Annotated in this window: 23 protein-coding genes and 4 tRNA genes; 20 read left to right on the top strand and 7 right to left on the bottom strand. The window is 55.5% G+C overall.

The features are described from left to right. Positions 1 to 275: 275 nt before the first annotated feature. Positions 276 to 1,907 (top strand): hypothetical protein, encoded by a 1,632-nt coding sequence (locus tag ABGM91_RS01420; RefSeq protein WP_354833145.1) that lies wholly within the window; start codon positions 276 to 278, stop codon positions 1,905 to 1,907. Then, entirely contained in the window at positions 1,904 to 2,413 is a 510-nt protein-coding gene (locus ABGM91_RS01415) for a hypothetical protein (protein WP_354833143.1), read from the top strand. The genes ABGM91_RS01420 and ABGM91_RS01415 overlap by 4 nt, the downstream gene beginning before the upstream one ends. 386 nt (positions 2,414 to 2,799) lie before the next feature. Here the strand turns inward: ABGM91_RS01415 and ABGM91_RS01410 are convergent. Beyond that, positions 2,800 to 2,876: transfer RNA gene (locus tag ABGM91_RS01410), tRNA-Pro, on the bottom strand. A 94-nt stretch (positions 2,877 to 2,970) separates the two neighbouring features. On the opposite strand from ABGM91_RS01410, the gene ABGM91_RS01405 reads away from it, so the two are divergent. Next, on the top strand, positions 2,971 to 3,447 hold the full coding sequence (locus ABGM91_RS01405; protein WP_354833142.1) for a GNAT family N-acetyltransferase: 477 nt from the start codon (positions 2,971 to 2,973) through the stop codon (positions 3,445 to 3,447). A 78-nt stretch (positions 3,448 to 3,525) separates the two neighbouring features. Here the strand turns inward: ABGM91_RS01405 and ABGM91_RS01400 are convergent, their stop codons facing one another. Further along, positions 3,526 to 4,107 (bottom strand): SagB/ThcOx family dehydrogenase, encoded by a 582-nt coding sequence (locus ABGM91_RS01400; RefSeq protein WP_215428943.1) that lies wholly within the window; start codon positions 4,105 to 4,107, stop codon positions 3,526 to 3,528. 301 nt (positions 4,108 to 4,408) lie between these two features. Here ABGM91_RS01400 and ABGM91_RS01395 point away from each other — a divergent pair, with 301 nt between their 5' ends. From ABGM91_RS01395 to ABGM91_RS01345, 11 genes are all read left to right on the top strand, one after another. Next, positions 4,409 to 6,097, top strand: coding sequence for a 30S ribosomal protein S1 (locus tag ABGM91_RS01395; RefSeq protein ID WP_102712389.1), 1,689 nt, complete (start codon positions 4,409 to 4,411; stop codon positions 6,095 to 6,097). Positions 6,098 to 6,234: 137 nt separating this feature from the next. Beyond that, positions 6,235 to 6,636: a metal-dependent transcriptional regulator gene (locus ABGM91_RS01390; protein ID WP_215428932.1), complete on the top strand. Its 402-nt coding sequence runs from the start codon at positions 6,235 to 6,237 to the stop codon at positions 6,634 to 6,636. A gap of 243 nt (positions 6,637 to 6,879) precedes the next feature. Beyond that, positions 6,880 to 7,999, top strand: a protein-coding gene (prfB, locus tag ABGM91_RS01385) for a peptide chain release factor 2 (RefSeq protein WP_343206612.1) whose coding sequence is annotated in 2 segments (ribosomal slippage) — positions 6,880 to 6,963 and positions 6,965 to 7,999 — 1,119 coding nt in all. Because the reading frame shifts where the segments join, the coding sequence is not laid out codon by codon here. Between the two features lie 11 nt (positions 8,000 to 8,010). Beyond that, on the top strand, positions 8,011 to 8,730 hold the full coding sequence (gene trmD / locus ABGM91_RS01380; protein ID WP_215428930.1) for a tRNA (guanosine(37)-N1)-methyltransferase TrmD: 720 nt from the start codon (positions 8,011 to 8,013) through the stop codon (positions 8,728 to 8,730). Between the two features lie 122 nt (positions 8,731 to 8,852). Then, complete coding sequence (locus ABGM91_RS01375; RefSeq protein ID WP_012419301.1) at positions 8,853 to 9,008, top strand: small basic protein; 156 nt, start codon at positions 8,853 to 8,855, stop codon at positions 9,006 to 9,008. 207 nt (positions 9,009 to 9,215) lie between these two features. Further along, on the top strand, positions 9,216 to 10,958 hold the full coding sequence (locus tag ABGM91_RS01370) for a pseudouridine synthase (protein WP_354833138.1): 1,743 nt from the start codon (positions 9,216 to 9,218) through the stop codon (positions 10,956 to 10,958). A gap of 18 nt (positions 10,959 to 10,976) precedes the next feature. Beyond that, positions 10,977 to 12,404: a hypothetical protein gene (locus ABGM91_RS01365; protein WP_354833136.1), complete on the top strand. Its 1,428-nt coding sequence runs from the start codon at positions 10,977 to 10,979 to the stop codon at positions 12,402 to 12,404. Between the two features lie 75 nt (positions 12,405 to 12,479). Beyond that, positions 12,480 to 12,761: a twin-arginine translocase TatA/TatE family subunit gene (locus ABGM91_RS01360; protein WP_343206615.1), complete on the top strand. Its 282-nt coding sequence runs from the start codon at positions 12,480 to 12,482 to the stop codon at positions 12,759 to 12,761. A gap of 605 nt (positions 12,762 to 13,366) precedes the next feature. After that, on the top strand, positions 13,367 to 14,773 hold the full coding sequence (locus tag ABGM91_RS01355) for an MBL fold metallo-hydrolase (RefSeq protein WP_354833134.1): 1,407 nt from the start codon (positions 13,367 to 13,369) through the stop codon (positions 14,771 to 14,773). 153 nt (positions 14,774 to 14,926) lie between these two features. Further along, positions 14,927 to 15,286: an arsenate reductase family protein gene (locus ABGM91_RS01350; RefSeq protein WP_354833132.1), complete on the top strand. Its 360-nt coding sequence runs from the start codon at positions 14,927 to 14,929 to the stop codon at positions 15,284 to 15,286. 8 nt (positions 15,287 to 15,294) lie between these two features. Continuing rightward, positions 15,295 to 16,068, top strand: a complete 774-nt coding sequence (locus tag ABGM91_RS01345; RefSeq protein ID WP_290565758.1) for an ion transporter — start codon at positions 15,295 to 15,297, stop codon at positions 16,066 to 16,068. A 122-nt stretch (positions 16,069 to 16,190) separates the two neighbouring features. On the opposite strand, the gene glgP is transcribed toward ABGM91_RS01345, so the two are convergent. Beyond that, positions 16,191 to 17,855: an alpha-glucan family phosphorylase gene (gene glgP / locus ABGM91_RS01340; protein WP_022396089.1), complete on the bottom strand. Its 1,665-nt coding sequence runs from the start codon at positions 17,853 to 17,855 to the stop codon at positions 16,191 to 16,193. A gap of 261 nt (positions 17,856 to 18,116) precedes the next feature. Here glgP and tdh point away from each other — a divergent pair, with 261 nt between their 5' ends. Continuing rightward, entirely contained in the window at positions 18,117 to 19,154 is a 1,038-nt protein-coding gene (gene tdh / locus ABGM91_RS01335; RefSeq protein ID WP_354833129.1) for an L-threonine 3-dehydrogenase, read from the top strand. A gap of 94 nt (positions 19,155 to 19,248) precedes the next feature. Here the strand turns inward: tdh and def are convergent, their stop codons facing one another. Beyond that, complete coding sequence (def, locus tag ABGM91_RS01330; protein WP_354833127.1) at positions 19,249 to 19,893, bottom strand: peptide deformylase; 645 nt, start codon at positions 19,891 to 19,893, stop codon at positions 19,249 to 19,251. A 211-nt stretch (positions 19,894 to 20,104) separates the two neighbouring features. Here def and ABGM91_RS01325 point away from each other — a divergent pair, with 211 nt between their 5' ends. Continuing rightward, positions 20,105 to 21,355 (top strand): hypothetical protein, encoded by a 1,251-nt coding sequence (locus ABGM91_RS01325; RefSeq protein WP_354833125.1) that lies wholly within the window; start codon positions 20,105 to 20,107, stop codon positions 21,353 to 21,355. 58 nt (positions 21,356 to 21,413) lie between these two features. Continuing rightward, on the top strand, positions 21,414 to 22,199 hold the full coding sequence (locus tag ABGM91_RS01320; protein WP_354833123.1) for an SDR family oxidoreductase: 786 nt from the start codon (positions 21,414 to 21,416) through the stop codon (positions 22,197 to 22,199). Between the two features lie 116 nt (positions 22,200 to 22,315). On the opposite strand, the gene ABGM91_RS01315 is transcribed toward ABGM91_RS01320, so the two are convergent. Then, the gene (locus ABGM91_RS01315; RefSeq protein ID WP_354833121.1) at positions 22,316 to 22,924 is read right to left on the bottom strand and encodes a hypothetical protein; all 609 of its coding nucleotides are present in this window, start codon (positions 22,922 to 22,924) and stop codon (positions 22,316 to 22,318) included. 113 nt (positions 22,925 to 23,037) lie between these two features. Continuing rightward, positions 23,038 to 23,535, bottom strand: coding sequence for a hypothetical protein (locus ABGM91_RS01310; protein ID WP_215428919.1), 498 nt, complete (start codon positions 23,533 to 23,535; stop codon positions 23,038 to 23,040). A gap of 194 nt (positions 23,536 to 23,729) precedes the next feature. Between ABGM91_RS01310 and ABGM91_RS01305 the strand changes: the two genes are divergently transcribed. The 3 genes from ABGM91_RS01305 to ABGM91_RS01295 all read left to right on the top strand — a co-directional run bounded on the left by ABGM91_RS01305 (position 23,730) and on the right by ABGM91_RS01295 (position 24,036). Beyond that, positions 23,730 to 23,804 (top strand) — tRNA-Thr (locus tag ABGM91_RS01305). Positions 23,805 to 23,846: 42 nt separating this feature from the next. Continuing rightward, positions 23,847 to 23,922 (top strand) — tRNA-Lys (locus tag ABGM91_RS01300). A 38-nt stretch (positions 23,923 to 23,960) separates the two neighbouring features. Next, positions 23,961 to 24,036 (top strand) — tRNA-Lys (locus tag ABGM91_RS01295). 115 nt (positions 24,037 to 24,151) lie between these two features. Here ABGM91_RS01295 and ABGM91_RS01290 read toward each other — a convergent pair. Next, on the bottom strand, positions 24,152 to 24,637 hold the full coding sequence (locus ABGM91_RS01290; protein ID WP_354833119.1) for a hypothetical protein: 486 nt from the start codon (positions 24,635 to 24,637) through the stop codon (positions 24,152 to 24,154). Between the last annotated feature and the right edge of the window lie 146 nt (positions 24,638 to 24,783).

The following is a 24,783-nucleotide window of genomic DNA, read 5'->3' as shown; positions in this document are numbered from 1 at the left end:
CGGAGGCGGCTTTTAAAAAGTGGTCCAGCTGACAGGATTCGAACCTGCGACTTCTTCGTCCCGAACGAAGAGAATTCAATTTTTGGCTATTGATAGTCAATGGTTGTGTTTCTTGTACCCTTTTCATACCCTTTATTTTCCGCTTGATTATCGTGTCGTTTGGTGAATGAGGGGTGAACTACGCGTTAAGCGTGTTGATATGTTCAATGGAACATCGGCAGGATACTAGAAGACTGATGGTTCAGTCTTTCCAAAAATAAACAACACTTAATAAAATGAATAATTATATTCCTTTCAATAAGGCTATTGGTCCGAAGGTTCTCTGTGACGGTTATGAAGCCCTCATTCCGCAGAAACTCGGTGTTGATGAAATGAGCTTCACTTTTGATGGAGGCTCGTGCGAACATGCCTCCTGTGCCGGAGCACCGGAAATGTTCATCAAGGTGGAAGAAGAGGCGCTGTATCATTTTGGCGTGGAAGCTGATGATATTGGTCAACTTTTCATTGGAGAGTTCTGCGTATGTGACAAACAGGCTCCTGAAAAACACGGACGTTTGGAACTGGCTACTGGAAAACAGTATTTGAAACCCGGATTCTACAAAGTCAGGATTTCATATACCAATAACGCCTATAAACCTGTCAGCGGCAATGCCGTCGCCTTGAATGTGACGATGGATAAAGAACCCATCAAGGAAGGCGACTACTCTGCAGCATCAACCATGAAACGCTCTTTTTCTCCTTCGCCAAAAATCAAACTTTGGACGATTGAAAAGGAAGAAGGAATTACATGCGAACCTTCTCAAAATGTAGAGATTAAATGGGAGAAAAATTCTGTAACGCAAGATGAAGGAATAGATGATTGCCTGTGTATCCCTCTATTGGTCGATGTTCGTACGACTGCCTGCAAGGATACCCAGAACAATGTGTGGAGATTGCGCGTCCAGATGGTATCCAGCGGATGTGACATTGAAATACATACAGGCGCCTACAGAAATGCTCTTACCAAACCACCGATCGCTGAAGCCGAGGCTATTGAGGCTGTCAATTGTATGAACGAATATCAAAGCCGAGGCCGAACTTTTAGATGGCATACTCCTGAGGCATCTTTGGCCCATGAGGAGCACCACAAGCAACAGTGGAGGGACACATGTAATTTTTACTGGACCAACTTGAAGGTGCAGGAAGAATTGGAAAAGATCCAGGTGTCCTGTGAGCAGTTTCCTGAAATGGATGATGCTCTAAAAGAGATGAAAATGAAGATAGCAGCTACTATGGAAAAATTCCATAAGGAAGCAGATAAATATTTCCTGAGTTTGCCGGATGAAAAAAATACCAGGCCCTATCACGCCGGGCAGAAAAAATTGAATGAAGCCACGGAGTTTGTCATCAATCTGGCAAATCAGAATGGTTGGAGCAACGTTCCGCGTCAAATTACCGAACCTGGAGTCATTGAACCAGTGTGTTATCTGCCTCCTGTCAATGGGGAAAGTGCCAAGGCTGCCAGAACAAGGACTGTGACTCCTCTACAGTTGTTCATTGCGGATACTGCGGACTTGCTGAGAGGAAGAATAAGGGTTGGCTTGAAAAATATCAGCGGAGATGTGGTCAAACTTCCTGATGTGATTGACGATCGTACGTCGGATTTCTTTTTCTATACAAGTTTACAGGCAGGGAGGACCTACCGATTGAATTCCAAGGTAGGGAAAATCACCTTCTCTCAAGAGTTGCCATGTCTTGAGCTGTCTCCAGGAGAAGAATACAGGCTTGACATCCCTGTCGATATTTCCCAAATTTCAGGAAAATTGATGAAAGGGCAATCCGCTGAATTGGAAATGCTCTTCTGCAACTGGCATGGAACGGGATGTTTCCATGGCGTTCTGGAAACAACCGCATCCGTACTTTTATGAAAAAACTTCTTCTTCTCTGCCTGATCCTGTTGACCTGCCTCCCGTCTTTTGGCGGCGGATTCAACTTTTGGCCGGAGAGCAAGGAGGTGGAATGTTCCATTATTCTGTTATCCGAACCTGTCGAGGCGGGCAAGCTTTTTCCGGATTTTACGCTGATCTTTACCAATAAAAGCCGGAAAGAAGTGCGCCTGCTGGACAGCTTCTATCCTTCAAAGACCCTGAAACCGGACATTTTTCTGGAGATATGGGATGGAGAAGCCAGAGAAATGGCTTATTACTGGGCGCGTTACCGTGTTGAACGCAGTGTAGAGAACACGAAGTTCACCGTCTTGAAGCCCGGGATTCCCTTCCAGGTTACCATCCGGAATTTTGCGGAACATATCATCTACCTCCATCCCTTGGAAAAGGGGAAGAAGTATTTGATGAAAGTGACTTATCGGGACGGTTACGGAACACCGGGCCGTTCGGTAGGATACGTGGCAAGGAAGGAATTTGTGGCAAAATAACTTTTCTGAAAAATCCACCCGCTCATGAAATATGAGCGGGGCTTTTTTGTGGAGAAGGTTCATTCTCCTGCTTTGGGATTTTGGATGTCGTAGAGTGCTCCTGTGTCGGTATTGATTTTGCATTCCAGAGAGTTGAGGCCTTCGGTTCCAAGGGCGTTCTTTCCTCTGAATTTGTAAATTGGCTTTGCCGTCTGTCCGTTCAGACTCGGCTTTTAGGGGTTTGCTCCTATGAATTCGGCCCTATCAAGGGGTTAAATTTCATCAGTATGGCGCGATTTATTCACCTTAGTGCAAGATGATAGAAGAATAGGGCTGCCAAGGTGTAAAATTGATAGAGATTCGATATTTAAACAATAAAAAGCCGCCCGGAGGCGGCTTTTAAAAAGTGGTCGAGCTGACAGGATTCGAACCTGCGACCTCTTCGTCCCGAACGAAGCGCGCTACCAGCCTGCGCTACAGCTCGTTGTTGTGGTGCGGCGAAGTCTACGGGTGAAAGGAGGGTTTGTCCAGTTTTTTTTATTCGCGCCAGAACTTGGTTGTGATAGGGTGCCGGGGTTATGATGGATATGCTGGTACGGCTGTATGATTTGCCCGGTATTGAAGAAGAGCTTCGGAAGCTTGGAAAGGAAGGCATTCTGATCCGGCGGCCGGGGGCTTATGAACGCCATCTGGTGGCTGACTGGGTGGGGAGGAATTTTTCTCCCAAGTGGGTGAGTGAGGCAAAGACCGCCTTTAGCCGCCAGCCTGTTTCCTGTTATATTGCTACACGGGAAAAGAAGATTCTCGGCTTTGCGTGCTATGACGTGACGGCGCGCGGCTTTCTCGGTCCCATGGGGGTTGCAGAGGAGGCCCGCAAGAGCGGCGTGGGCAAGGTTTTGCTGGTTTCCGCATTGAACGCGCTCCGGGAGATGGGGCATGCCTACGGGATTATCGGCGGGGTGGGGCCTGCGGAGTTTTATGCCCGGACGGTGGGCGCGATGCCCATTGAAGGGAGCTCTCCCGGCATTTACGTGGATATTCTGCCGGAGCCCTGATTCTACCGGTTACGGAATTCCCTCCCGGTTCCGGGTGGCCCTTCTCCCGGACCATCCGGCAGACGGAACCGGAAGTTGTTATTTTTTATACCCTACGGGATGGCAGAGCATGGGCGTTTGAGGGGAGACTAGTTTCAGGGCCTTTGCCAGGGCATCCTTGTTCATGCTGGCCCGGGGGTAGGTGGCCAGCCCCGTTCCGGAGCAGAAGATGGAGATGTTCTGGGAGACGATGCCCGCATCCATGGCCGCCCATGGTTCCGCCGTGTCCGTCACAAGGACGAGGCACACGGGGGCGTCCGCCGGACGCGCATCCCCATCGCTGACGGGAACCATGGCGTGAGCCTTGTGGTCATACAGGTAGGAGGCGTCTTGCGTGCATACGTAAATTTTGACGTCCTGGCGGTTCATGGCGGATGGGGCAGTACGTTTCCCGGATTCCTGCCGGTTGACGCCGTTGGCGGCCCAGAGCAGGTCTGACAGATCCTTTTGGGAGAGCATTTTTTCAGAGAAGCTCCGGATGGATTGACGGTCGGACAGGGCTTTCATAACGGGCGCTCCCCGTTCCAGGTCCGGCTTGTCCAGTTTGACGGTTTCCGCGGCGTGAAGAAGGGCTGTGGAGGACAGCCCGGCGGCGATCAGGGCAAGGATGATTTTTTTCATGGCGTTGCGGCAGGGATGGTTGATGAATGCGGAGGTTCCGCATTTTTTCATTAACCGGAATTTAACATGGGAAGGGAGGTCTACAAGGTTTTTGTACGCTCGTTTTCGTCGTTGTCCGGCGGGGCGCCGCAGGGGCGGGAAAAAATCGGAAGGAGTTTTCAAGAAAAGCCTTGAGTTCTTGCCTGGAACTGGTATTGAAGGCAACCGATTTTTCGCCCGGCGGGGGAAGGCGCCCCGATTGCCCGCCGGCCAATAAGGGGCCATGAGAAAAATCGGCAATACTAACTCATCAACCATTTAAATGAGCACAACTGAACTGGCGGAACTTATTGACAGCAAGTTCCGCGAATTGCGTGAAGGTTCCATCGTTACCGGAACCATCCAGGAAATCCGTCCCCAAGTCGTTTTGGTGGACATCGGCTACAAGTCCGAAGGCGCTATTTCCATTTCCGAGTTTGAAGACGAGGAGATTGAAGTGGGGGACCAGATCGAGGTCCTTCTGGAACGCCTCGAAAACGACGAAGGCATCGTCGTCCTTTCCAAGGAAAAGGCCGCCCATAAGCAGAACTGGGATAAGATCGTGGGCGTGTACCGCGATGGCGGCCTGGTCAAGGGTAAAGTGAAGAGCGTCGTCAAGGGCGGCCTTATGGTCAACGTTGGCGTGGAAGCCTTCCTCCCCGGTTCCCAGGTGGATATCATTCCTCCGCGCGACCTGAACGAATACGTGGGCAAGGTTTACGAGTTCAAGATCGTCAAGGTGAACGACGACCGCAAGAACATCGTCCTTTCCCGCCGCGAAGTGATCGAAGCCGAACGCGCCGACCAGCGCCAGCGCTTCCTTGAAACCGTCAAGGAAGGCGACAAGGTGGAAGGCCTCGTGAAGAACATCACGGACTTCGGCGCCTTTGTGGACCTCCGTGGCATGGACGGCCTGCTTCATATCACGGATATGAGCTGGGGCCGCGTGAACCACCCGAGCGAAATGCTCCACATCGGCCAGTCCCTGGAAGTCGTGATTCTGGAAGTGGACCGTGAAAAGGAACGCGTTTCCCTGGGCCTGAAGCAGATGACGGACAACCCCTGGGCGGACATCGAACGCAAGTACCCGATCAATTCCCATGTCAAGGGCCGCGTGACCAAGCTCCTGCCTTACGGCGCTTTCGTGGAGCTGGAAAAGGGCGTGGAAGGCCTGGTGCACGTTTCCGAACTGTCCTGGGTCAAGAGAATCACCCGTCCGAGCGACGTGCTGAAGCTGGACCAGGAAATCGAAGCCGTGGTGCTTTCCATTTCCGTGAAGGAACAGAAAATCTCCCTCGGCGTCCGCCAGCTGGAAGACAATCCCTGGGCGGATATCGAATCCCGCTTCCCGATCGGCACCGTTATCAAGGGCCAGGTCCGCAACCTTACTCCCTACGGCGCCTTTGTGGGCCTGGAAGAAGGCATCGACGGCATGATCCACGTGTCCGACATGAGCTGGACCCGCAAGATCAACCACCCCTCCGAAGTCCTCAAGAAGGGCGACGAAGTGGAAGCCATCGTTCTGGAAATCAAGAAGGAAGACCAGCGTGTCTCCCTTGGCATCAAGCAGCTTGAGTCCGATCCGTGGGAATCCATCAATGACCGCTTCAAGGTGGGCGACATGGTGACCGGGCAGGTGGCCAAGATCGCCAGCTTCGGCGCCTTTGTGAACCTGAACGGGGACATTGACGGCCTGATTCACATCTCCCAGCTTAGCGAAGACCACGTGGAACGCGTGAAGGACGTGATCAAGGTTGGTGATGAAATCACCGCCCGCGTGATCAAGGTGGACAGCATCGAACGCCGCATCGGCCTTTCCATCAAGGCCGTCAATTACGACACCGAACAGCTCCGCCGTGAAACCGCCTCCTTTGAAGCTCTCCGCCCGAGCAGTGACATGGTGGGCCTGGAACACGCCTTCAACCTGGCTACCCGTGAAAACGAGGAATGGAGCCCTTCTGAAGAGAAGTAAGCTTATCTCCGTAATTCACTGATTGATTTAACCGCCGCGAATAGTGATATTCGCGGCGGTTTTTTTTCTCATTCCAAATTTGAATGGAAAAAGTCTTGAGTTAGTTTCGCCTAAGGGATTAACTGTTCTCTTATACCATGTTGGAGCTGACCAAGAGCAATGAGGATTATCTGGAGGCCATCGGGCTGCTGTCTGAAAAGAGCGGAACGGCCCAGGTGCGGGATATTGCAGAGATGCTTAAGGTAAAGATGCCTTCCGTGACGTCTGCCGTGAAGCAGCTGGCGGACATGGGATTGGTGGAATATACGCAGTACGCCCCGGTCAAGCTGACCCCCCAGGGACGCCGGATCGCCGGAAAAATCATTGTCAGCCATGGCATCCTGTTTGATTTTCTGCGGGAGGAGCTTGCCCTTCCGGAAGAACGCGCTAATGAGGTTGCCTGCCAGATTGAGCATATCATGACTTTTGAGGAGATTGAAAAGCTCAAGTCCTGCCGGATACGGCCTTTTGAAGGCGCCGGGGAGGATTCCGCCCGGTAAGTGTTTAGTTCCGGTGGCAGCGGGATTTGAATTAAGCCTCCGCTGTGCTTTGGAGGCTGTTAATTGATGAAGGCCGGAAACCGGAAAAGCCCGGTTGGGGCGCAAGCTTTGCAGCCCGTTTTTCCGGTCCTGGAAGAAACCCTCCGAAGTTCTCCACAGGAAATTTCCCCATGAAAACGCATGACCGCGGGAATTGGTATTTTGCCCTTTTCCGTTCAGCCGTTTCGTGGTAGGTTCCCGCGCATGGATCCCCATATCGCTGCAGATCTCTCGGCGCTCGACACGGCTGCTTTGCACAGCCGTCTTTCCGAGCTCGGGAGCTATCTTTGACCTGGCCGGCATTCAACAACGAGTGGCCGAGTTGGACGAACGCATGAGCGCACCGGATTTCTGGGATGACCAGAATGCCGCCCGGGCGCTGATGGCGGAAGTGAACCCCTTGAAACACAGAATGGAGGCCTTTTCCAGGCTGAAGTCCAGGCTGGAGGATATTGACGCCACCATTGAACTGGCCCAGGAGGCGGATGACGACGACCTGGGCCGGGAGGCCGTGGAGGAGTTTGCCAAATGGCAGAAATCCCTGGCGGATTTTGAGCTGCTGACTTTGCTGAACAGTCCGCAGGACCAGGCTTCCTGTTACGTGACCATCCACGCCGGAGCCGGCGGCACGGAAGCCTGTGACTGGGCGTCCATGCTGCTGCGCATGTATATCCGCTGGTGTGAGCGCCGCGGTTTTTCCGTGACTTATCTGGAAAGTACGGACGGGGATGACGCTGGCATCCGTTCCGTGACCTTGAAGGTGGATGGAGAGTACGCCTACGGTTATTTGAAGAATGAGCGCGGCATTCACCGCCTGGTGCGCATTTCTCCCTTTGATTCCGCAGGGAAGCGGCACACTTCCTTCGCTTCCCTGGATGCCACGCCGGAAGTTTCCGATTCCATCAATATTGAGATTCTGGATAAGGATTTGAAGGTGGACACCTACCGTTCCGGCGGCAAGGGCGGCCAGAACGTGAACAAGGTGGAAACCGCCGTGCGCATCACGCACATTCCCTCCGGAGTGATTGTGGCCTGCCAGAACGAGCGCAGCCAGCTCCGGAACAAGGAGGAGGCCATGAACATGCTGCGCGCCAAGCTGTACCAGATTGAGGAAGACAAGAAGCAGGCTGAAGCCGACCGCCAGTATAGTGAGAAGGGGGACATCGGCTGGGGCAACCAGATCCGTTCCTATGTCTTCCAGCCTTACCAAATGGTCAAGGATTTGCGCACGGGCGTGGAGTCCGGCAATATTCAGGACGTGATGGACGGCAACCTGGACCCCTTCATTGAGGCCATGCTGCGCGGCCACAAGCGCGAACGCTGACGGTTTCCCTTATGGCCGCTGAACTGATTATTGATGTTCTGTCCCTGTTCCCGGAGATGGTGGAAGCCCCCCTGGGCGGCAGTATCCTGGGGAAGGCCCGTGAAAAGGGGCTGGTGGAGGTGCGCTGCCATAACATCCGTGACTGGACGGTGGACAAACACCGCAAGACGGACGACTACCTTTGCGGAGGCGGGCAGGGCATGCTGCTGAAACCGGAACCCATTTTTGCCGCCGTGGAGGAACTCCGCAGGCCGGAAACGCGCGTGGTGCTGATGACTCCGCAGGGCCGCACCTTCAATCAGTCCCTGGCCGGGGAGCTGGCCGCATCCGGCGGCCACCTCATCATCCTCTGCGGGCATTATGAGGGGGTGGACCACCGCGTGGTGGAAGAACTGGTGGATGTGGAGCTGTCCATCGGAGATTATATTCTCACGAACGGGGCGATTGCCGCCGTGGTGGTGATTGATGCCGTGGCGCGCCTGATTCCCGGCGTGCTGGGGGATGAACGCTCTTCCGTGGAGGAGTCTTTTTCCAACGGCCTTCTGGAGGCTCCCGCCTATACCAAGCCGAACGTGTTCCGCGGGCTGGCCGTTCCGGACATCCTCCTGGGCGGCAACCACCCCGCCATTGAAAAGTGGAAGCACGGGAAGTCCCTGGAGCGTACGCGGCTGAACCGTCCGGATTTATGGAGGGAGTGGCTGAAGACGCATCCGGAGGATGCCATGGAATGAGATATTTGACCGGCGCGTCAAATTTCTCTTGCCAAGACCAGGGCCTTCCGTTATAAGACCTCGCCTGCCACCGCGAGGGTGGTGTAAAGCACCTTTCTGAACCTTTTACAAAACACAAGATCATGTCCAAGCATTCCAGCCTCAAAGCAACCGGTACCGTAGGCGGCAAGCGTTCCGTCCTGAAGCGTTTTGAACGCGTCAAGCTTCTCAAGGAACGCGGCGAATGGAAGAAGGGCCAAAGCCCCCTCGGCCTGCCGAAGACCAAGCATGAAGCTTAAGCCTGCTTTTACCCCCTCCGGAGAGTTTCCCGGCGGAGTTATGCACGGCAAGTCATTTTCCTAATACAGGAAGCCTCTCGGATGTCTATGAACCGAGAGGCTTTTTTCTTCCGGCAAAGAAGGCCTTCCCTCTTTTTTTGGGGGCGCAAATTGCCGTAATACAAACAATACAAAACCATCCGCTGAGATAGCGGACATTATACCAATATGAGTGAAGAACAACATGGCTCCGAAGAAAACGGAGGTATCCGCATTAATAAATTCCTCGCATCCTGCGGCATTGATTCCCGCCGGGTGGCCGACAGACTGATTGAGGAAGGACGCGTGGAAGTGAACGGGAAGGTTATTGATACGCCCGGAATGAGGGTGACGGAGAAAGATTTCGTGAAAGTGGACGGCCGCCACATGACCCCCATGGAGGAAGTCGTGGTGCTGTTGAACAAGCCCCGCGGGTACGTATGCAGCCGTGAAGCCCAGGGGGCCATAGGCACTGTTTACGACCTGCTGCCGCCGCGCCTGCGCCATTTGAATTACGTGGGACGGCTGGATGCCGATTCCGAAGGCCTCCTGATCATGACGAACAAGGGGGAACTGACCCAGACCCTTTCCCACCCCACCGGCGGGATTGAGAAGGAATACTGGGTGACGGTAGATCAGAATTTTGACAATTCCGTGCTGATGCAGTTTCTGCGCGGAGTCCGCATTCCGGAAGGCAATGCCAAGGCCAAGTACGTCTGCCGCGCTTCCGCGCGCCGCGCCTGCATTGTTCTGGAACAGGGGCTGAAGCGCCAGGTGCGCCAGATGTTCCAGTGCCTGGGCCTCCGAGTCCGCAAGCTGGTGCGCGTGCGCATCGGTTCCCTGTGGGGGGGCGATCTGGAACCCGGAAGCTGGAGATTCCTGGATGATGCGGACGTAGCCCTTCTGCTGAAGAATCCTCCCCGCCAGCGCAAGTACCTGGGCGCTTCCCAGCTTGTCGCCGGGACTTCCGCCAAGGGAGAACAGGGCGGGAAGAGCGCTGATTCCGATGAAGGTTATGTATTTAATCCGGAAGATTTTGAAGCCGGGGATTCTTATGAACCTACTCCGGAAATGAAGACCCGCTTTGCGGATACGGAGGACGAGGATGAAATCAAGGAAGGTGAAGACCTTCGGGATGATTCCGGGTTCCGTCCCCGTGAACGCGGATTCGGTGGAAATCGTCGTGAGGGAGGCTTCCAGCGCCGCGAAGGCGGATTCAGAGGAGACCGCCGCGAGGGAGGCTTCCAGCGCCGTGAAGGCGGATTTGGTGGAGATCGCCGTGAGGGTGGGTTCCAGCGCCGCGAAGGCGGATTCGGTGGAGATCGCCGTGAGGGTGGGTTCCAGCGCCGCGAAGGCGGATTCGGTGGTGACCGTCGCGAAGGAGGCTTCAAACGCCGTGAAGGCGGATTTGGTGGAGATCGCCGTGAGGGTGGGTTCCAGCGCCGCGAAGGCGGATTCGGAGGAGACCGTCGTGAGGGTGGGTTCCAGCGCCGCGAAGGCGGATTCGGTGGAGATCGCCGTGAGGGTGGGTTCCAGCGCCGCGAAGGCGGATTTGGAGGAGACCGCCGCGAGGGAGGCTTCAAACGCCGTGAAGGCGGATTCGGTGGTGACCGTCGTGAGGGAGGCTTCCAGCGCCGTGAAGGCGGATTCGGTGGAGACCGCCGCGAGGGAGGTTTCCAGCGCCGTGAAGGCGGATTTGGAGGAGACCGCCGCGAGGGTGGCTTCCAGCGCCGTGAAGGCGGGTTCGGAGGAGACCGTCGCGAAGGAGGCTTCAAACGCCGTGAAGGCGGATTTGGTGGAGATCGCCGTGAGGGTGGGTTCCAGCGCCGCGAAGGCGGATTTGGTGGTGACCGCCGTGAAGGAGGTTTTCGCAAACCGGGCTTTGGCGGCAGGTCCTCCGGCGGGTTCTCCCGCGGAAACAGAGGCCGTTAATGATTGACTTGTTCCGGTATGAAGAAGCATTGCAAATGGTGGCTCCTTGCCGGATTGTGGGGGCTGTGCCTCGTTCAGCCTCCGCTTCATGCATCTCAGGATGCTCCCTCCCCGGCGTCAGCCGGTGAGGGAGATTTTGGGGCTTATCTGTCCGGCCTCCGGGAGAAAGCCCTGAACGGGGATAAGGCTGCCGCGCGGGAGCTGGCGGTGCACTATGATGTGGAGGGAAATGCCCCGGAGACGTCCAAATGGATGTCTGAATACGTTTCCCTGGTAGAGAAGGAGGCCAATGGCGGTGACGTGGATTCCATGCTGGATTTGGGCAAGCTGTTTTATACAGGCAGCCGCCTGTATCCCAAAAATCTGGAAAAGGCCCGGTATTGGTTTGCCCGCGCCGCTGACAGCGGCAATGCCGCGGCACAGTACCAGGTGGCTGTAATGGCCTCCAAGGGAACGGGCGGTCCGAAGGATGAGGAAACGGCAGACCGCTATTATGAAAAAGCCCTCCAAACGTGGAGGAAAGAGGCGGACGCCGGTGACTCCAAGGCGGCGTTGTGGGCGGCCCTTGTTTATGAACGGAAGCTGGTTCCGGACAGCTCTCCGGAAAAGTCGGTTCCGTACCTTCTCCGCGCGGCGGAAAGCGGCAACCTGACGGCGCAGGGGCTTCTGGCGTTCAAGTACCGGGATGGCCTGGGCGTCCCGCAGGACGCGGCCAAGGCCGTGGAATGGTTTGAAAAGGCGGCCAGCCGGAAGGATCTGGGCGCCGTAATGGAACTGGGCATGATGTACCGGGACGGCAGGCATATGCCCCCTGACCGGGAAAAAGCCCTCAACTGGTTTGAAAAAGGCGCGGAATGGAAAGACCCCTACAGCATGGCGGCCCTGGCTGATATGCTGATGGAAGGAACTCCTTCCGCAGAACAGGCGGCGCGTGCGCTGGCCCTGTACCGTGAAGCCGCCGCCATCGGTTACCCCCCTGCCGCCCTGAAGGCCGCGGAATTGCTCCAGAACGGGAAAGGCGGGGAACTGGATGCAGATGAAGCCTACAGGCTGCTGCGGCGCGCGGCAGACGCTACGGGGGACCCCAAGGCCATGTACATGCTGGCCCAGGTGTATTATACACGGGGCGATGACGCGCAGGGGGATTCCCTGATGAAAGCCTCCGCCCAGGCGGCCTATCTGCCGGCCATGAACCGCATGGCGCGGCTCCATCTTCTGCCCGGCAGTTCTCTGTCCTGGAATCCGGTGCTGTCCTATTATTATTGGAACCAGGCTGGAGAACTGGGGGATGAAGGGGCGGCCTCCGCCGCGTTCGGGCTGCTGTGGGGCAGCATGGCTGCGCTTTCCCTGGTAATCTTCCTGGTCGTTTGGCGTTTCCACCGTTTTGCCGTCAGAAGGCTTGCGGAGCAGCAAAAACAGGAACAGGAATCCTCCGATGACGCATGAAGCGTATTATGAGGTATCCGGCATGAAAAAAATCTGTTAAAAAGACCGTAGCACTCCATGATGAACACGTTAGCAATTTTTGGACTGGGAACGCCGGAGATTATCGCCATTCTGGTGATTGTCTTCCTGCTGTTCGGCGCTAAGAAACTCCCGGAATTCGCCCGCGGCCTGGGCAAGAGCCTGGGAGAATTCAAGAAGGCCAAGTCCGAGTTTGAAGAAGAACTGCTGAAGACGGAGAAGGAAACCATGAGCGATGCTCCCGCCTCCAAGCCGGAGTCCCGTCCCTCTCCCGAGCTTTCCCAGCCCATTGACGTGGAAGTGGAGAAGCCCCTGGAAACCAAGCCGGAAGATAAATAACTTCCATCGCGCCGCGGCAATCATAACCTGGCGGGATTTTCCCATCCTTTTTCCGCGGATTTCCTTGAAGCATCCCGCCGGGCTGGCGGATGTGAAGGTGAAATCATATGATCCTGCATTAGCCTCATGGGCGGCTGCGTTGATTTTTTGTGGAACGGGCATGGAAGTCCGGTTTTAAGGCTTTCCGGAATGAATGGATTTGAACAGCTTGTCTGAATTGGCCATCATTCTCTTTGGGATGACGGCAGGCGGTCTATTTCCGGTTCGCCGTGGGGAGTATGAGGAATTGAATTATTGAAAATAGAAAGAAGAGTGGATTTCATTGCAGCTCTTTCTCCGTCTATTTCATGATTTCTTCCATTTCTGGCCGTTTTTACGTTTGGCCTTTCTTGAAGGGCAACCAGCTTTTTGCTTTTCCCGGTTCAGGGCCCCCTCTGCGGGGTAAGAATTTTTTAAGGAAAACGTGCAGCGTGGGCATGAAGAATTGTGATGGGTGAGAGTCAATGCCGGGAACTTGAAATTGTGAGCACGGGCATATGAAATTCATCATCCCGGAAGGCACTGATTTCTTGCGTTGACCGGAGGCATGTTGTACACATGTATTAATGAAAATTCATTTTTGCGGCGCGGCAGGTACGACGACGGGGTCCCAGCATTTGCTGGAGGTGAATGGGAGCAGGATTCTTCTGGATTGCGGCATGTATCAGGGGCGGCGTGAGGAGGCCTGGCACATCAACAAGGATTTTCCCTATTTTTCTCCGGCGGAGGTGGATGCGGTTATTCTTTCCCATGCGCACATTGACCATTCCGGCAATCTTCCCAATCTGGTGAAGCAGGGGTTTCAGGGGAATATTTACAGTACGTTTGCTACCCGGGACCTTTGCCAGATCATGCTGGCGGATGCCGCCCGCATCCAGGAGCACGACTGCGCGTTTATCAATAAGATGAATAAGCGCCGGGGCATTCAGCAGCCGGAAGTTTATCCTACTTATTCCGAACAGGACGCGGAACGGTGCATGCGCCAGTTCGTGAATATCGGGTATGAACGTTCCATCCCCGTCGTTCCGGGCGTGACGCTCACGTTTTATGATGCGGGCCATATTCTGGGGGCCGCGCAGGTGTGCCTGGATATTGAGGACCGGGAAGACGGGCGGAAGAAGCGCTTCCTGTTTTCCGGAGACGTGGGGAGAGGGGATAATGAACTCCTGCGTGATCCCGTGCCCGTTCCGGATGTGAACATCCTGCTGATGGAGAGTACTTACGGAGGCCGTTTCCATGAAGCCCCCTCCCGTGATGACGAGGCCTTTTGCAGGGTGATCCGGGAGGCTCTGGACCTGGGCGGCCGCATTTACATTCCCGCCTTTGCAGTGGAGCGCACCCAGCAGCTCCTTTACCTGTTCAACCGGGCGTACCATGAAGGCAGGCTTCCCCCCCTGAATGTATATGTGGACAGTCCCATGGCCGTGAGCGCCACGGAGATTTTCCGTATTCACCCGGAGTGCTTCAACAAGGAGGTGTATGATTTCCTGTTCCGGGAAAAGGAGCCGTTCTGCTTTGAACAGTTGCGGCTCATCCGCTCCGTGGGGGAATCCCAGAAACTGAACAAGATGAGTGAGCAGGCCATCATCATTTCCGCCTCCGGCATGTGTGAGGCGGGGCGCATCCTGCACCATCTGGCGAATAACATCGGCAATCCGAAGAATACGGTCCTTTTTGTGGGCTATTGCGCGGAACATACCCTGGGCCGCAAGATCATGGACGGGTGGAAGGAGGTTCCCATTCTGGGCAAGCAGTACACCGTCCGGGCCAGGATACGGGAGATGGATTCCTTCTCCGGCCATGCGGACCATGGGGAACTGCTGGAATATTTTGACAGGACGGGAGGGCCCAAAAGGAATATCATTCTGGCGCACGGGGAGGAGAAGGCCTCCCGCGCCCTGGCTGAGGCGCTCAGGGAACGGCAGCCCAATCCCGTTTCCATCGCGCAACTGGGAAGCGCCATGGTGCTTTGACGTTCCGGAGCGCCGGGGCCTTCCTGCGGCGGTTTCTTTCAGGGGTCGCCATTTTCATGGCGGAGGCGCCCGGCGTGCTCCAATCAAGTCATGACGGCAGGATGGCTGTGCTGGCCGCTTGACCCGGTGTGTTTGCGGGGCTAGCGTGCAGGTATGTCTTCCTTGTTTATTGAATATCCCAAGTGCACGACTTGCCAGAAAGCCAAAAAATGGCTTGATGAGCAGGGCGTTTCCTATGAGGACCGCCACATTGTGGAGCAGAACCCCACGGCGGAGGAACTCCGGACCTGGATTGAAGAGAGCGGCCTGCCGTCCAAGAAGTTTTTCAATACCAACGGACTGCTTTACAAGAGCATGAGTTTGAAGGACAAGCTTCCCGGCATGAGCCTGGATGACCAGATAGCGCTGCTGTCTACCAACGGCATGCTGGTCAAACGCCCCATTCTGATCACCAACGGGAGGATTTGCGTCGGTTTCAAGGCTGACGAGTGGAAGGCCGCCCTTCATTCCTGATTCCCGCCATGCCCCTGATTACCCGCACCAAGCAAGGAGCAGCCAATTTCGGCCCCTGGGAGAACATCGTCAGGGTGCTGATCCTGGTATGGTTCATGCTGTACACGCTGAATGCCATTCCGGACGTTCACCCGCTGGTAGGCCGCATTGCGGCCAAGGTGAATTACTGGATCAGCTATTTCTTTGTGTTTGAGTATATCCTGCGGGTGCTGTGCGCCAAGCCGCGGAAGACTTATATTTTCAGCGGCATGGGCATTCTGGATTTTATTGTCTGCGTGCCGTTCCTGGGCATGTTTTTCGGGCTGGACTGGCAGATTCTTTATTCCCTGCGGATTGTCCGCGTGCTGGCCATCTTCAAGCTGGCCCGGTTTAACCAGACCGCGGCCAGCTTTAAAAAGGCCTTTTACCTGATCCGGGATGAGTTCTTCCTGTTCTTCTCCGTGATCCTGTTCATGCTGTACGTCACGTCCCTGGGTATTTACATTGCGGAGCACGACGCCCAGCCGGAGAAGTTCCGCTCCTTTTTTGACGCCCTGTGGTTTGCCGTGGAGACCCTGAGTACGGTGGGCTACGGCGACCTGGTGCCTATTACGCCCATGGGGCGCATTTTTACCGGGGTGATCATGTTTATAGCCGTGTCCATCATTGCCATTTCCACGGGGTTGATCACGTCCGCCTTTTCCCGCGTGTGGCAGCAGGAGAATATTTTTGCGCACCGCCGCAAACACCCTGCGGACAAGTCTGCGGCTGACGCCGGCGGTGAAGAAGAGGAGCCCAAATAGCCCGCGCCTTATTGAGGGACTTTCAGCTCCGTTCCCAGGATTTTTGAAACAGGCCTGAACAGGAACGGCCGCCTTTCCACAGGGAAGGGCGGCCGTTGCATGAAAGCGGGAAAAGAGTTTTCCTAGCTGTTGTACATTTCCGTGTAGTACTGGTCCGCCATGCGGTCGGAGTCGAATTCGGGATAGATGTCCGTCATCGCATTGAAGACAATGTCCATCCACTTGTCGTTGTGATCGTAGTAGAGCGGGAGAATCTTGTCGTCCAGGATGTTGTAGAAGTTGTCGCGGTCGGAGCGGTCGCGGGCTTCCGGGGAGAGGTGGGGGGCCGCTTCCGGAATGACGAAGCAGTTTTCCCCGTCCTTGGCGAATTCGCAGATCCAGCCGTCATTGGTGGAGACGGAGATGGAGCCGTTCATGGCGGCGGACATGCCGGAGGTGCCGGAGGCTTCTCGCGTGACCACGGGATTGTTCAGCCACACGTCGGACCCGTTCTTCAGGTAGCGGCTCAGACCCAGTTCATAGCCGGTAAGGACGGCGGAACGGGGATATTTGGCCGTCATGTCATTCAGGCGGTTGAAGATTTCAATGGCGCCGTGGTCCATCGGGTAGGGTTTGCCGGCCCAGATGAATTGCACCGGGTAGTTGGTGCGCTGGAGCATGCGTTCAAACATGGTGGGATTGCCGGTGACCAGGTCCGGACGCTTGTAGGCCGCAAAGCGGCGCGCCCAGACGATGGTGAGGCAGTTCGGGTCAAAGACGCGGCCCGTCTGTTCCCCCACCATGCGGAAGAGGGCTTTCTTCAGGGCGCGCTTGCGGCGGATGAAGGCTTCCTTGTTGCGGGCCTGGAAGGCTTCCGCCAGTTCCGGGTCCTGCCAGTATTTTTGGTTCTGGGCGTTCGTAATGTGGATGATGGGGCATACGCCTTCATAGTCCTTCCACATCTGGCGGGAAACTTCGCCGTGGAGCTTGGAAACGCCGTTGGCAATGTGGGAAAGGCGCAGGGCGGCCAGCGTGTAGTTGAACGTGTTGTCCGTCAGGCCTACGGCGGCGCGCACCTGTTCCATGGAGAGTCCGTCGAAGAAGGAGAACGTGTTCATGGTGTTCACGTCCATCTTTTCATTGCCGGCTTCCTCCGGGGTGTGCGTGGTGAAGACAAAGCGCTTGCGCACTTCCTCCACGCTGCCGGTCTTGGCAAGCACGTGGAAGGCGGCGGCCAGGCCGTGGGCTTCATTCAGATGGTAGATTTCCGGTTCAATGCCCAGCTCGTCAAAGAGGCGGGCGCCACCCTTGCCGAGCAGCACATACTGGGCAATGCGGGTGAAGCCGTTGGCGTCATACAGGCGGCGGGAGATGTTGCGGCTTTCCTCGTCGTTTTCCTCCAGGTCCGTGGAAAGGAAGAACATGGGGGCGGTGCCGAAGGTTTCCGGATTCAGGAAGTAGGCCTTTACCCAGACGGGCGCGCCGCAGACGTGGATGAGGAATTTGATATTGTGGTCTTCCAGGAACGGGTAGTTCTTGCGCATGTACTGCGTGGCCATGGAGCCGTCTTCCGCCCGGATCTGGTTATAATAGCCGTAGCTCCACAGGATGCCGACGCCTACGAGGTTCTGGCGCAGGTCATGGGCGCTGCGCATGTGGGAGCCGGACAGGTAGCCCAGGCCGCCGGAATAGATTTTGAATGAATTGTCAATGGCGTATTCCATGGAGAAGTACGCTACGCTTTTTCCGTATTTGGGGTCGATTTCATACGGATGTTCGAAAATGGTGGGTAAGAATGATTTCGCCATGATTCTGTAAATGGAGTAAGCGTTCAACGGGTGAACCTGTATGCCTTGGTATCATGGTTCGGCAATATTGGAAAGGGCAAAATGCGTGTGTGTCTGAATTGTTGATTGAACAGGAATGCCTTTCCGGAGAATCCTTTCCGTAGTTTTTCCGTACTGGAGCGGCACGGGCGGGGAAGGGCGTTCCGCCACGTTCCGGCACTTGTTTTCCGGCGCTCCGGAAATGAATTTTGAGCTTGCCGCCGCAGGGGAAAAAGAGCATGAATGAGGGGCATGAAAGCTCTTGTAAAAACGCAGGCAGGCCCCGGTTTGGAACTGATGGATGTTCCCATGCCGGAAGTCGGCCCGAACGATGTTCTGATTAAAATTCATAAAACAGCCATTTGCGGCACGGACCTTCATATCTGGAACTGGGACAAGTGGGCCCAGCAGACCATTCCCGTGGGAATGCACGTGGGCCATGAGTTCTGCGGCGTGATTGAAGCCGTAGGCTCTTCCGTGACGGAATACAAGCCCGGGGAGATCGTTTCCGGGGAAGGCCACATCGTCTGCGGCCACTGCCGGAGCTGCCGTTCCGGCCAGAAGCACCTGTGCCCGAACACGAAGGGCGTGGGCGTGAACAGGCCCGGCTGCTTTGCGGAGTATCTTTCCATTCCCCAGGACAACGTGGTGCGCATCCACAAGAGCATTCCGATGGAAATCGCCTCCATCTTCGACCCCCTGGGCAACGCCGTCCATACGGCCCTCTCCTGGGACATGGTGGGCGAGGACGTCCTGATTACGGGTGCGGGCGTCATCGGCTGCATGGCCGCCGCCGTCTGCAAGAAGGCCGGCGCCAAAACGGTAGTCATTACGGACATCAATGATTTCCGCCTGAGCCTGGCCAAGACGCTGGGCGCGGACCGCACCGTAAACGTGACCCGTGAAAAACTGGAGGACGTGATGAAGGAGCTGGAAATGACGGAAGGGTTTGACGTGTGCCTGGAAATGAGCGGCGCTCCGTCCTGCCTGAAAGACATTATCGATAGTTCCCGCAACGGGGCCAACATCTCCCTGCTGGGCATCCAGCCGGACGGTTCCAGCATCGAGTGGAACAAGTTTATCTGGAAGGGGCTGAAGATGAAGGGCATTTATGGCCGTGAAATCTTTGAAACCTGGCACAAGATGGATTCCATGATCCGCAGCGGCCTGAACATAGCGCCCATCATCACGCACCGCCTGCCTTACACGGAATTCCGGGAAGGCTTTGAAGCCATGAATTCCGGCAAGTCCGGCAAGGTGGTTCTGGACTGGATTGTCTGATCTGCCCGGCCTTTTTTACCATGTTAACGAAAGCCCCGGTTTTTCCATGTGGAAAGCCGGGGCATTTTTTTGGGTGGCGGAATAAGGCGGAACGTCAGGCCGTTTTTCTGGGCGGGAGCGGCGTATGGGCCTCACGGGCCTGGGCGCGGCGCTCCTCCTTCATGCGGCGCGCGTAGCTGTCATCGTCTTCCTCAAAGGCGTCCGGGTGGGTCAGCTTGAGCCTGCGCACTACCTTGTCATGGTCCTGGGGGGAAACCAGGTCCGTGAACAGGCCGCCATGGAGGTGGTCCGCCTCATGCTGCAGGCAGCGGGCCAGCAGCCCGTTGCATTTGATGGTCACGGTACGCCCGTCCATCAGCGTCAGAACGGCCTTCACGCAGGAACGGCGCATAATGTCCGCGTAAACCTTGGTGATGCTCAGGCAGCCTTCCCGGTACGGCACTTTTTTGCCGAAGGGGTGCAGAACGGGATTGATGAAATTCAGGGGCATGATTTGTTCCAGCGTAGCCGGGCGCCCGTCTACCTCCAGCCAGGTAGTGGTGGTATCCGTGGCGGGGATATTGATGGTAACCATCTGGATGGGCTTTCCCACCTGCGGAGCGGCCAGGCCTATGCCTCCCTGGGCCAGGGTTTCCTGCATGTCGTCCAGAAGAGAAATAACGTCGCTGCTGATATGGATTACCGGGCTGCATTCCTCCCGCAGAAGAGGATGCCCGTACTGAAGAATGTTAAGAATCACGGCAGGTATGATGGAGTGGGTAATAAGGTGAGACCTCCTCTTTCAGAAGAGTGTTCATGATATTAAAAAAACATTTCCGCAGGCTTGAAGCGCGGAAATGTTTTTTCCGGATGAAGTGAAAAGGCCTTGCACTTTGGGGCCGCTTTCTTACGGTAATTCTGTTGCCCGATGCGGGTGGGGGGCAGAATCCCCTCGTCAACGCCACTTTCCTATGAAGCTCAGTCCCCGTTTTTCCCTGTTTTTAAGTTTAACGCTGTCGGGGGGGGCGTGCCTGCTGGCGTTGTCTTCCTGCGGGGATAAGGAGGATAAGCCGGAATACGTTGAAGAAGGCGACCCCGGAAAGCTTTCCCCGGTGGAATCTTATGAAGAGCTCCTTTCCCTGCGCCTGAAGGATGTGGAGCAGATGACGGATCTGGTCGCCTCCATTCAGGACCGCGCCATGGGGGAAGCCGCGATGGAGGAGCTGGGGCGCCTGACGGAAAGGCTGAAGCTTTACGACATGAACTGCGGGCGGCTGATGATCCTGAACCCGCGTGTGCATGAAGAGTCCCGGAAGGAGCATCCCGCCTTTCATTCCATTCTTCAGGAGCGTGTGGACCAGGCCCACGAGCGGATGATGGAGGGATTGCTGAAGATTCATCAACTCGGGTATTATGATTCCGGCCTGATCCGGGAGGGGCTGGAAAAATACGGGCTCAACCTGACGGAGGAGCGGATGGCCCAGTATTTGAACGACAGGATTCTGCCGTTCCTGAAAGCTTACCTAGACCAGTATTCCGCCATGGTGGACATGCTGGAAGGGATTGATAATAAAGTGGCGGCGGAAGCCTATGCCGTGTCCGTAGTCCTCCAGGGCCGCATGGTCAAGGAGCAGGTGGGCAATATCAGCCGGCTGGAAAAGGAGTACAGGACATGGATTCCCGGATTTGAACGGTACTACCATAACGGGCTGGAGAAGATGAGGAGGAAGGCGGATGAAGACCGCAAACGGGCGTTCCGGGTCCTGCTGAAGCTGGCGACTGTCAGGATGTACGATTCCCCCGCCATGCAGAAAGCGGTGGTAAGCCTTGAAATGGAACAGCCCAGGCTGATGGATTTTCAGGAATTCTGGGCGGACCCCATCATGACCATGGAGGAATTCTGCCTGTGCCTGGAGAGAGTCCAGTTTCTCCTGAGGGGCATCAAGGACCCCGCGACGGCGGACCAGCGCGCCATGGAGGTGGTGGAAGTGGTGGCCAAACTGAAAAGGCTGCGCTACGTTGTTGATATTTTTCAGAAATCCGGACGGATGAACATGGTGAAAACCAAAGATATGGAGCGAATCAGCCGCCGGGCGGAGGATGCGGAAATGGCTGTTTCCAGCACTATGGCCCATCTCATTGTGGAGACGGACGTGGTGAGCCGTTCTCCGCTTCTTTCCCGCGCCATGGGCTTTTACCGCTACGTGATGTACACGCAGTAAGAGCGGCATGCCGGAGAGAGCCTATTGACATCCACCGGCGGAACAGGAAAATCGGTCCATGACGGATATTGATTTTTCCGGCCGCGTTGTGGTCGTGACGGGCGGCGCTTCCGGCATCGGCCGCGCTATCGCGAAGGCGTATGCCGCGGCAGACGCACGGCTGGCAGTGCTGGATGTCAGGCATGAGGAAACGGCCGCCCTGCTGGAGGAACTGCCGGGAGAGGGCCATCTCTGCGTGACGGGGGATGCGGGAGCGGAAGAGGACGTGCGTTTTTTCGCGGAAAAGGTATTGGACCACTTCGCTCATGTGGATGTCCTGGTGAACAATGCCTGCATCACGCGCCGCGGCATTCTTTCCGGCTGCTCTTATGAGGACTTTAATGAAGTTCTGCGCGTGGGCGTCTCCGCCCCCTACCTGCTCAGCCTTCTGTTCCGTGATCATTTTTCCCGCGGCGCTTCCATTATCAACATCGCCTCCACCCGCGCCTCCATGTCCCAGAAGGACACGGAAAGCTACAGTGCGGCCAAGGGCGCTCTCGTCTCTCTGACCCACGCCCTCGCGATGAGCCTGGCTCCCTTCGGCGTCCGGGTGAACAGCATCAGCCCAGGCTGGATTGATACGGGGGCATTCGGGCCCCTGTCACGGGAAGACGCGCTCCAGCATCCTGCCGGGCGCGCCGGAACGCCGGAGGATATTGTCCAGGCTGTCTTCTTCCTCTGCCGTTCCGGCTTCGTCAATGCGGAAAACCTGGTCATTGACGGCGGCATGACCCGCATGATGGTGTATCACGGGGATGAGGGCTGGACGTTCCGCCCGGAGCCGCCGGACGGTGTTTCCTCATGACGGCAGGCATGCCGGGGGAACAACATGCCAGTGCAGGAAAATGCTGCCCGCGTGCGGAGGAATTCCAGGCGGGAATGGAAGGCCGCTTGTTTCTTCCCGGGAATATCCTCGGCTCACTATTTCCCGGAGCACAGATTATAGATGCCCAAGCAGGGAGTGACGACAATGCCGACCGGAATAAGGAGGACATTGGCAATCACGGTACCGGGGGCGTCAATCACGCAGCTCTGGGCTCCCGCCAGAATTCTCCGGCCCGTGGAGGGAGCGCTGACGATCTTTACGGCTGCTACGGTGGGAGAAGCATTTTCTTTTCTGTTCCAGTGCAGGCGGGGCACGGTAATTTGATGCGCTCCATGCGGAGAAAACCGGGGAAGAACGGTGAAATTCTCCTCAAGTACCATGCTCCGGAGGTCTTTGTATTCTATGGGATCGTGAAGGTCCTTCTTGCTAAGTTGCAAAAAGACGGTTTTTTCCGTTCCTGGAATATCCTCCATTCGTGAAATGAAGTCTGACTGGGCCATGGGCGGCCCGATGACTGGAGTTTCCTTGCGCTGGTCGCATTGCACGGCTTTGATGTAAACAAAGCCGTTTTTCACGTAGGCGCGGTCATTCAGCTCCCAGTTGCGGTAAACGGTCCCGGCGTTCAGCGTCTGGGCTGCCGTATTGACGGAAATGCAGGAACACGGCAGCAGGCATGCCGTCGGCAGGAGGAGGAAACGTTTCATAGGGTACTGCCGCAGATAGCAATATATTGACTGACAGTCAATGTAAAATAAGAAGAGCCGCTCCCTTCCGGAGCGGCTCCAATATTCCCTTCACGGGAGCAGGATGATAAAAGTTAGCGAATGGTGACGCGGGGATCGTTCGCCAGAACCTCGGCCAATTCATCCCAGCCGTCTTCCGTCTGGAGCTGGAACATCTGAAGGTATACGGACGCTACGCCGGGAGAGTACTTTTCAAACAATTCGTCCACGGCCTTGGAAAGCTTTTCCTTGTCCAGCGTTTCCGGCAATTCGTTGACAATGCCGTTGCCGTCATGGGGGATGCCCAGCGTGTTCAGGAAGGTAACCAGCATGTCCTGGTGCTTGCGCAGGAGCCAGACCTGGAGCAGGTGGTCGCCTATTTCATTGCTGGGCTTCCATCCCAGCATTTTCTGGATGAAGGAAAACTGTTCCTTCAGGGGCTTGCGCTGGATGAACTCCGGGCGCAGCTTTTTCAGGGCGCCCAGTTCACGCACGGCGGCGCGGTAAATGGCGCGTTCCTGGTTGCGCATCCAGTCCAGAATGTCGCTGATGGTCTGTTCGTCCGCCTGCTGGAAAATGTAATATGCCTTCATGATAAGTAAGGAAAGTAAAGCTCTTTGAGGACATGAACTCCACCATGTTTCCTCCTCCTATGCAAGCTCTTCTACTGTCAACTGCCGCGCTTGTCTCCAATTCCGGATTCAAGGCGCAAAAAAACGGCCTTATTGCAAAAAAGACTTGCTAAAAGGGGGCTGTTATGGTTACTTACCTCCGCGCTTCTCGCGATGCCACTGTAGCTCAGGGGTAGAGCAACGCATTCGTAATGCGTGGGTCGTCGGTTCAATTCCGACCAGTGGCTCCATCTTCAGAGTTGGAACACATCGTGGGGAACTGCCGGATACATGCCTCGTTAGCTCAGTTGGTAGAGCAGCTGACTCTTAATCAGTTTGTCCACGGTTCGAGCCCGTGACGGGGTACCATCCGGTTGTTCCGGCAAGGAACGCCACTGCATTCAAGTGCCTCGTTAGCTCAGTTGGTAGAGCAGCTGACTCTTAATCAGTTTGTCCACGGTTCGAGCCCGTGACGGGGTACCACTTCTTTTTTAAGTCCGGCTTTGCCCTCAGCAAGCCGGACTTTGTTTGAAAAAACGGTTTGTTCCGTCAATTCGGATGTTTGCAGCCGTTTATTCCTGTATCCCCGCGCTGCCGGTTACGGGTTTTCCCCGTACATGGGGAAAGGGTCATTTTGATCCACGCATGACATCTCAAGAAAATACTGGTTGGAATACGGCTCGTTGAAAATATGGCCATTGTAATAATGGGAAATGGCAAACATGTCGGCCAGGATGTTGCCGTCTTTAATAACTCTGCCGGGCAGCCCCCATTGTTGAGAACCGTCTAAAGACCTGAGATAGCCTTTATACCCCTGGTAAATCATATGGCCGTCATGGCGAATGGTTATTTGATCCGCGTCCCTAATGTCATTTCCCGCCAGGAATTCCTTGATGTTGTCAGAAGAGAAGTTTAAAAAATACGGGTTTTGAGTCACTGCTACATCTCCGGAAAAAACAGTCTCTCCAGACGTTAGTTCAATTTGAATGTGGACGCGGTTGTTTTTTGTAAACAGAATAATTGAGATCGGGATTAAAATAATTAATGCAATCAGGAAAAATCTTTTGAATAGGTTTTTTTTCATGGGGTTGGTGATTCTGTTGCCGGGGATTGGCCGGTACCGTCAATATTGTGCCGAGAATACATGATAACAGCCCATTTTCCAGATTAATAAAACAAGGCCGGTACCTGAAGCAGCTCCCCGCCGGGATTTTGGGATACCGTCCCTTT

It is taken from the genome of Akkermansia muciniphila (assembly GCF_040616545.1).
Lineage (GTDB): Bacteria > Verrucomicrobiota > Verrucomicrobiia > Verrucomicrobiales > Akkermansiaceae > Akkermansia > Akkermansia muciniphila_E.
Note: the sequence above shows the minus strand (reverse complement) of the source record. Positions and strands in the feature narration are given on the sequence as shown.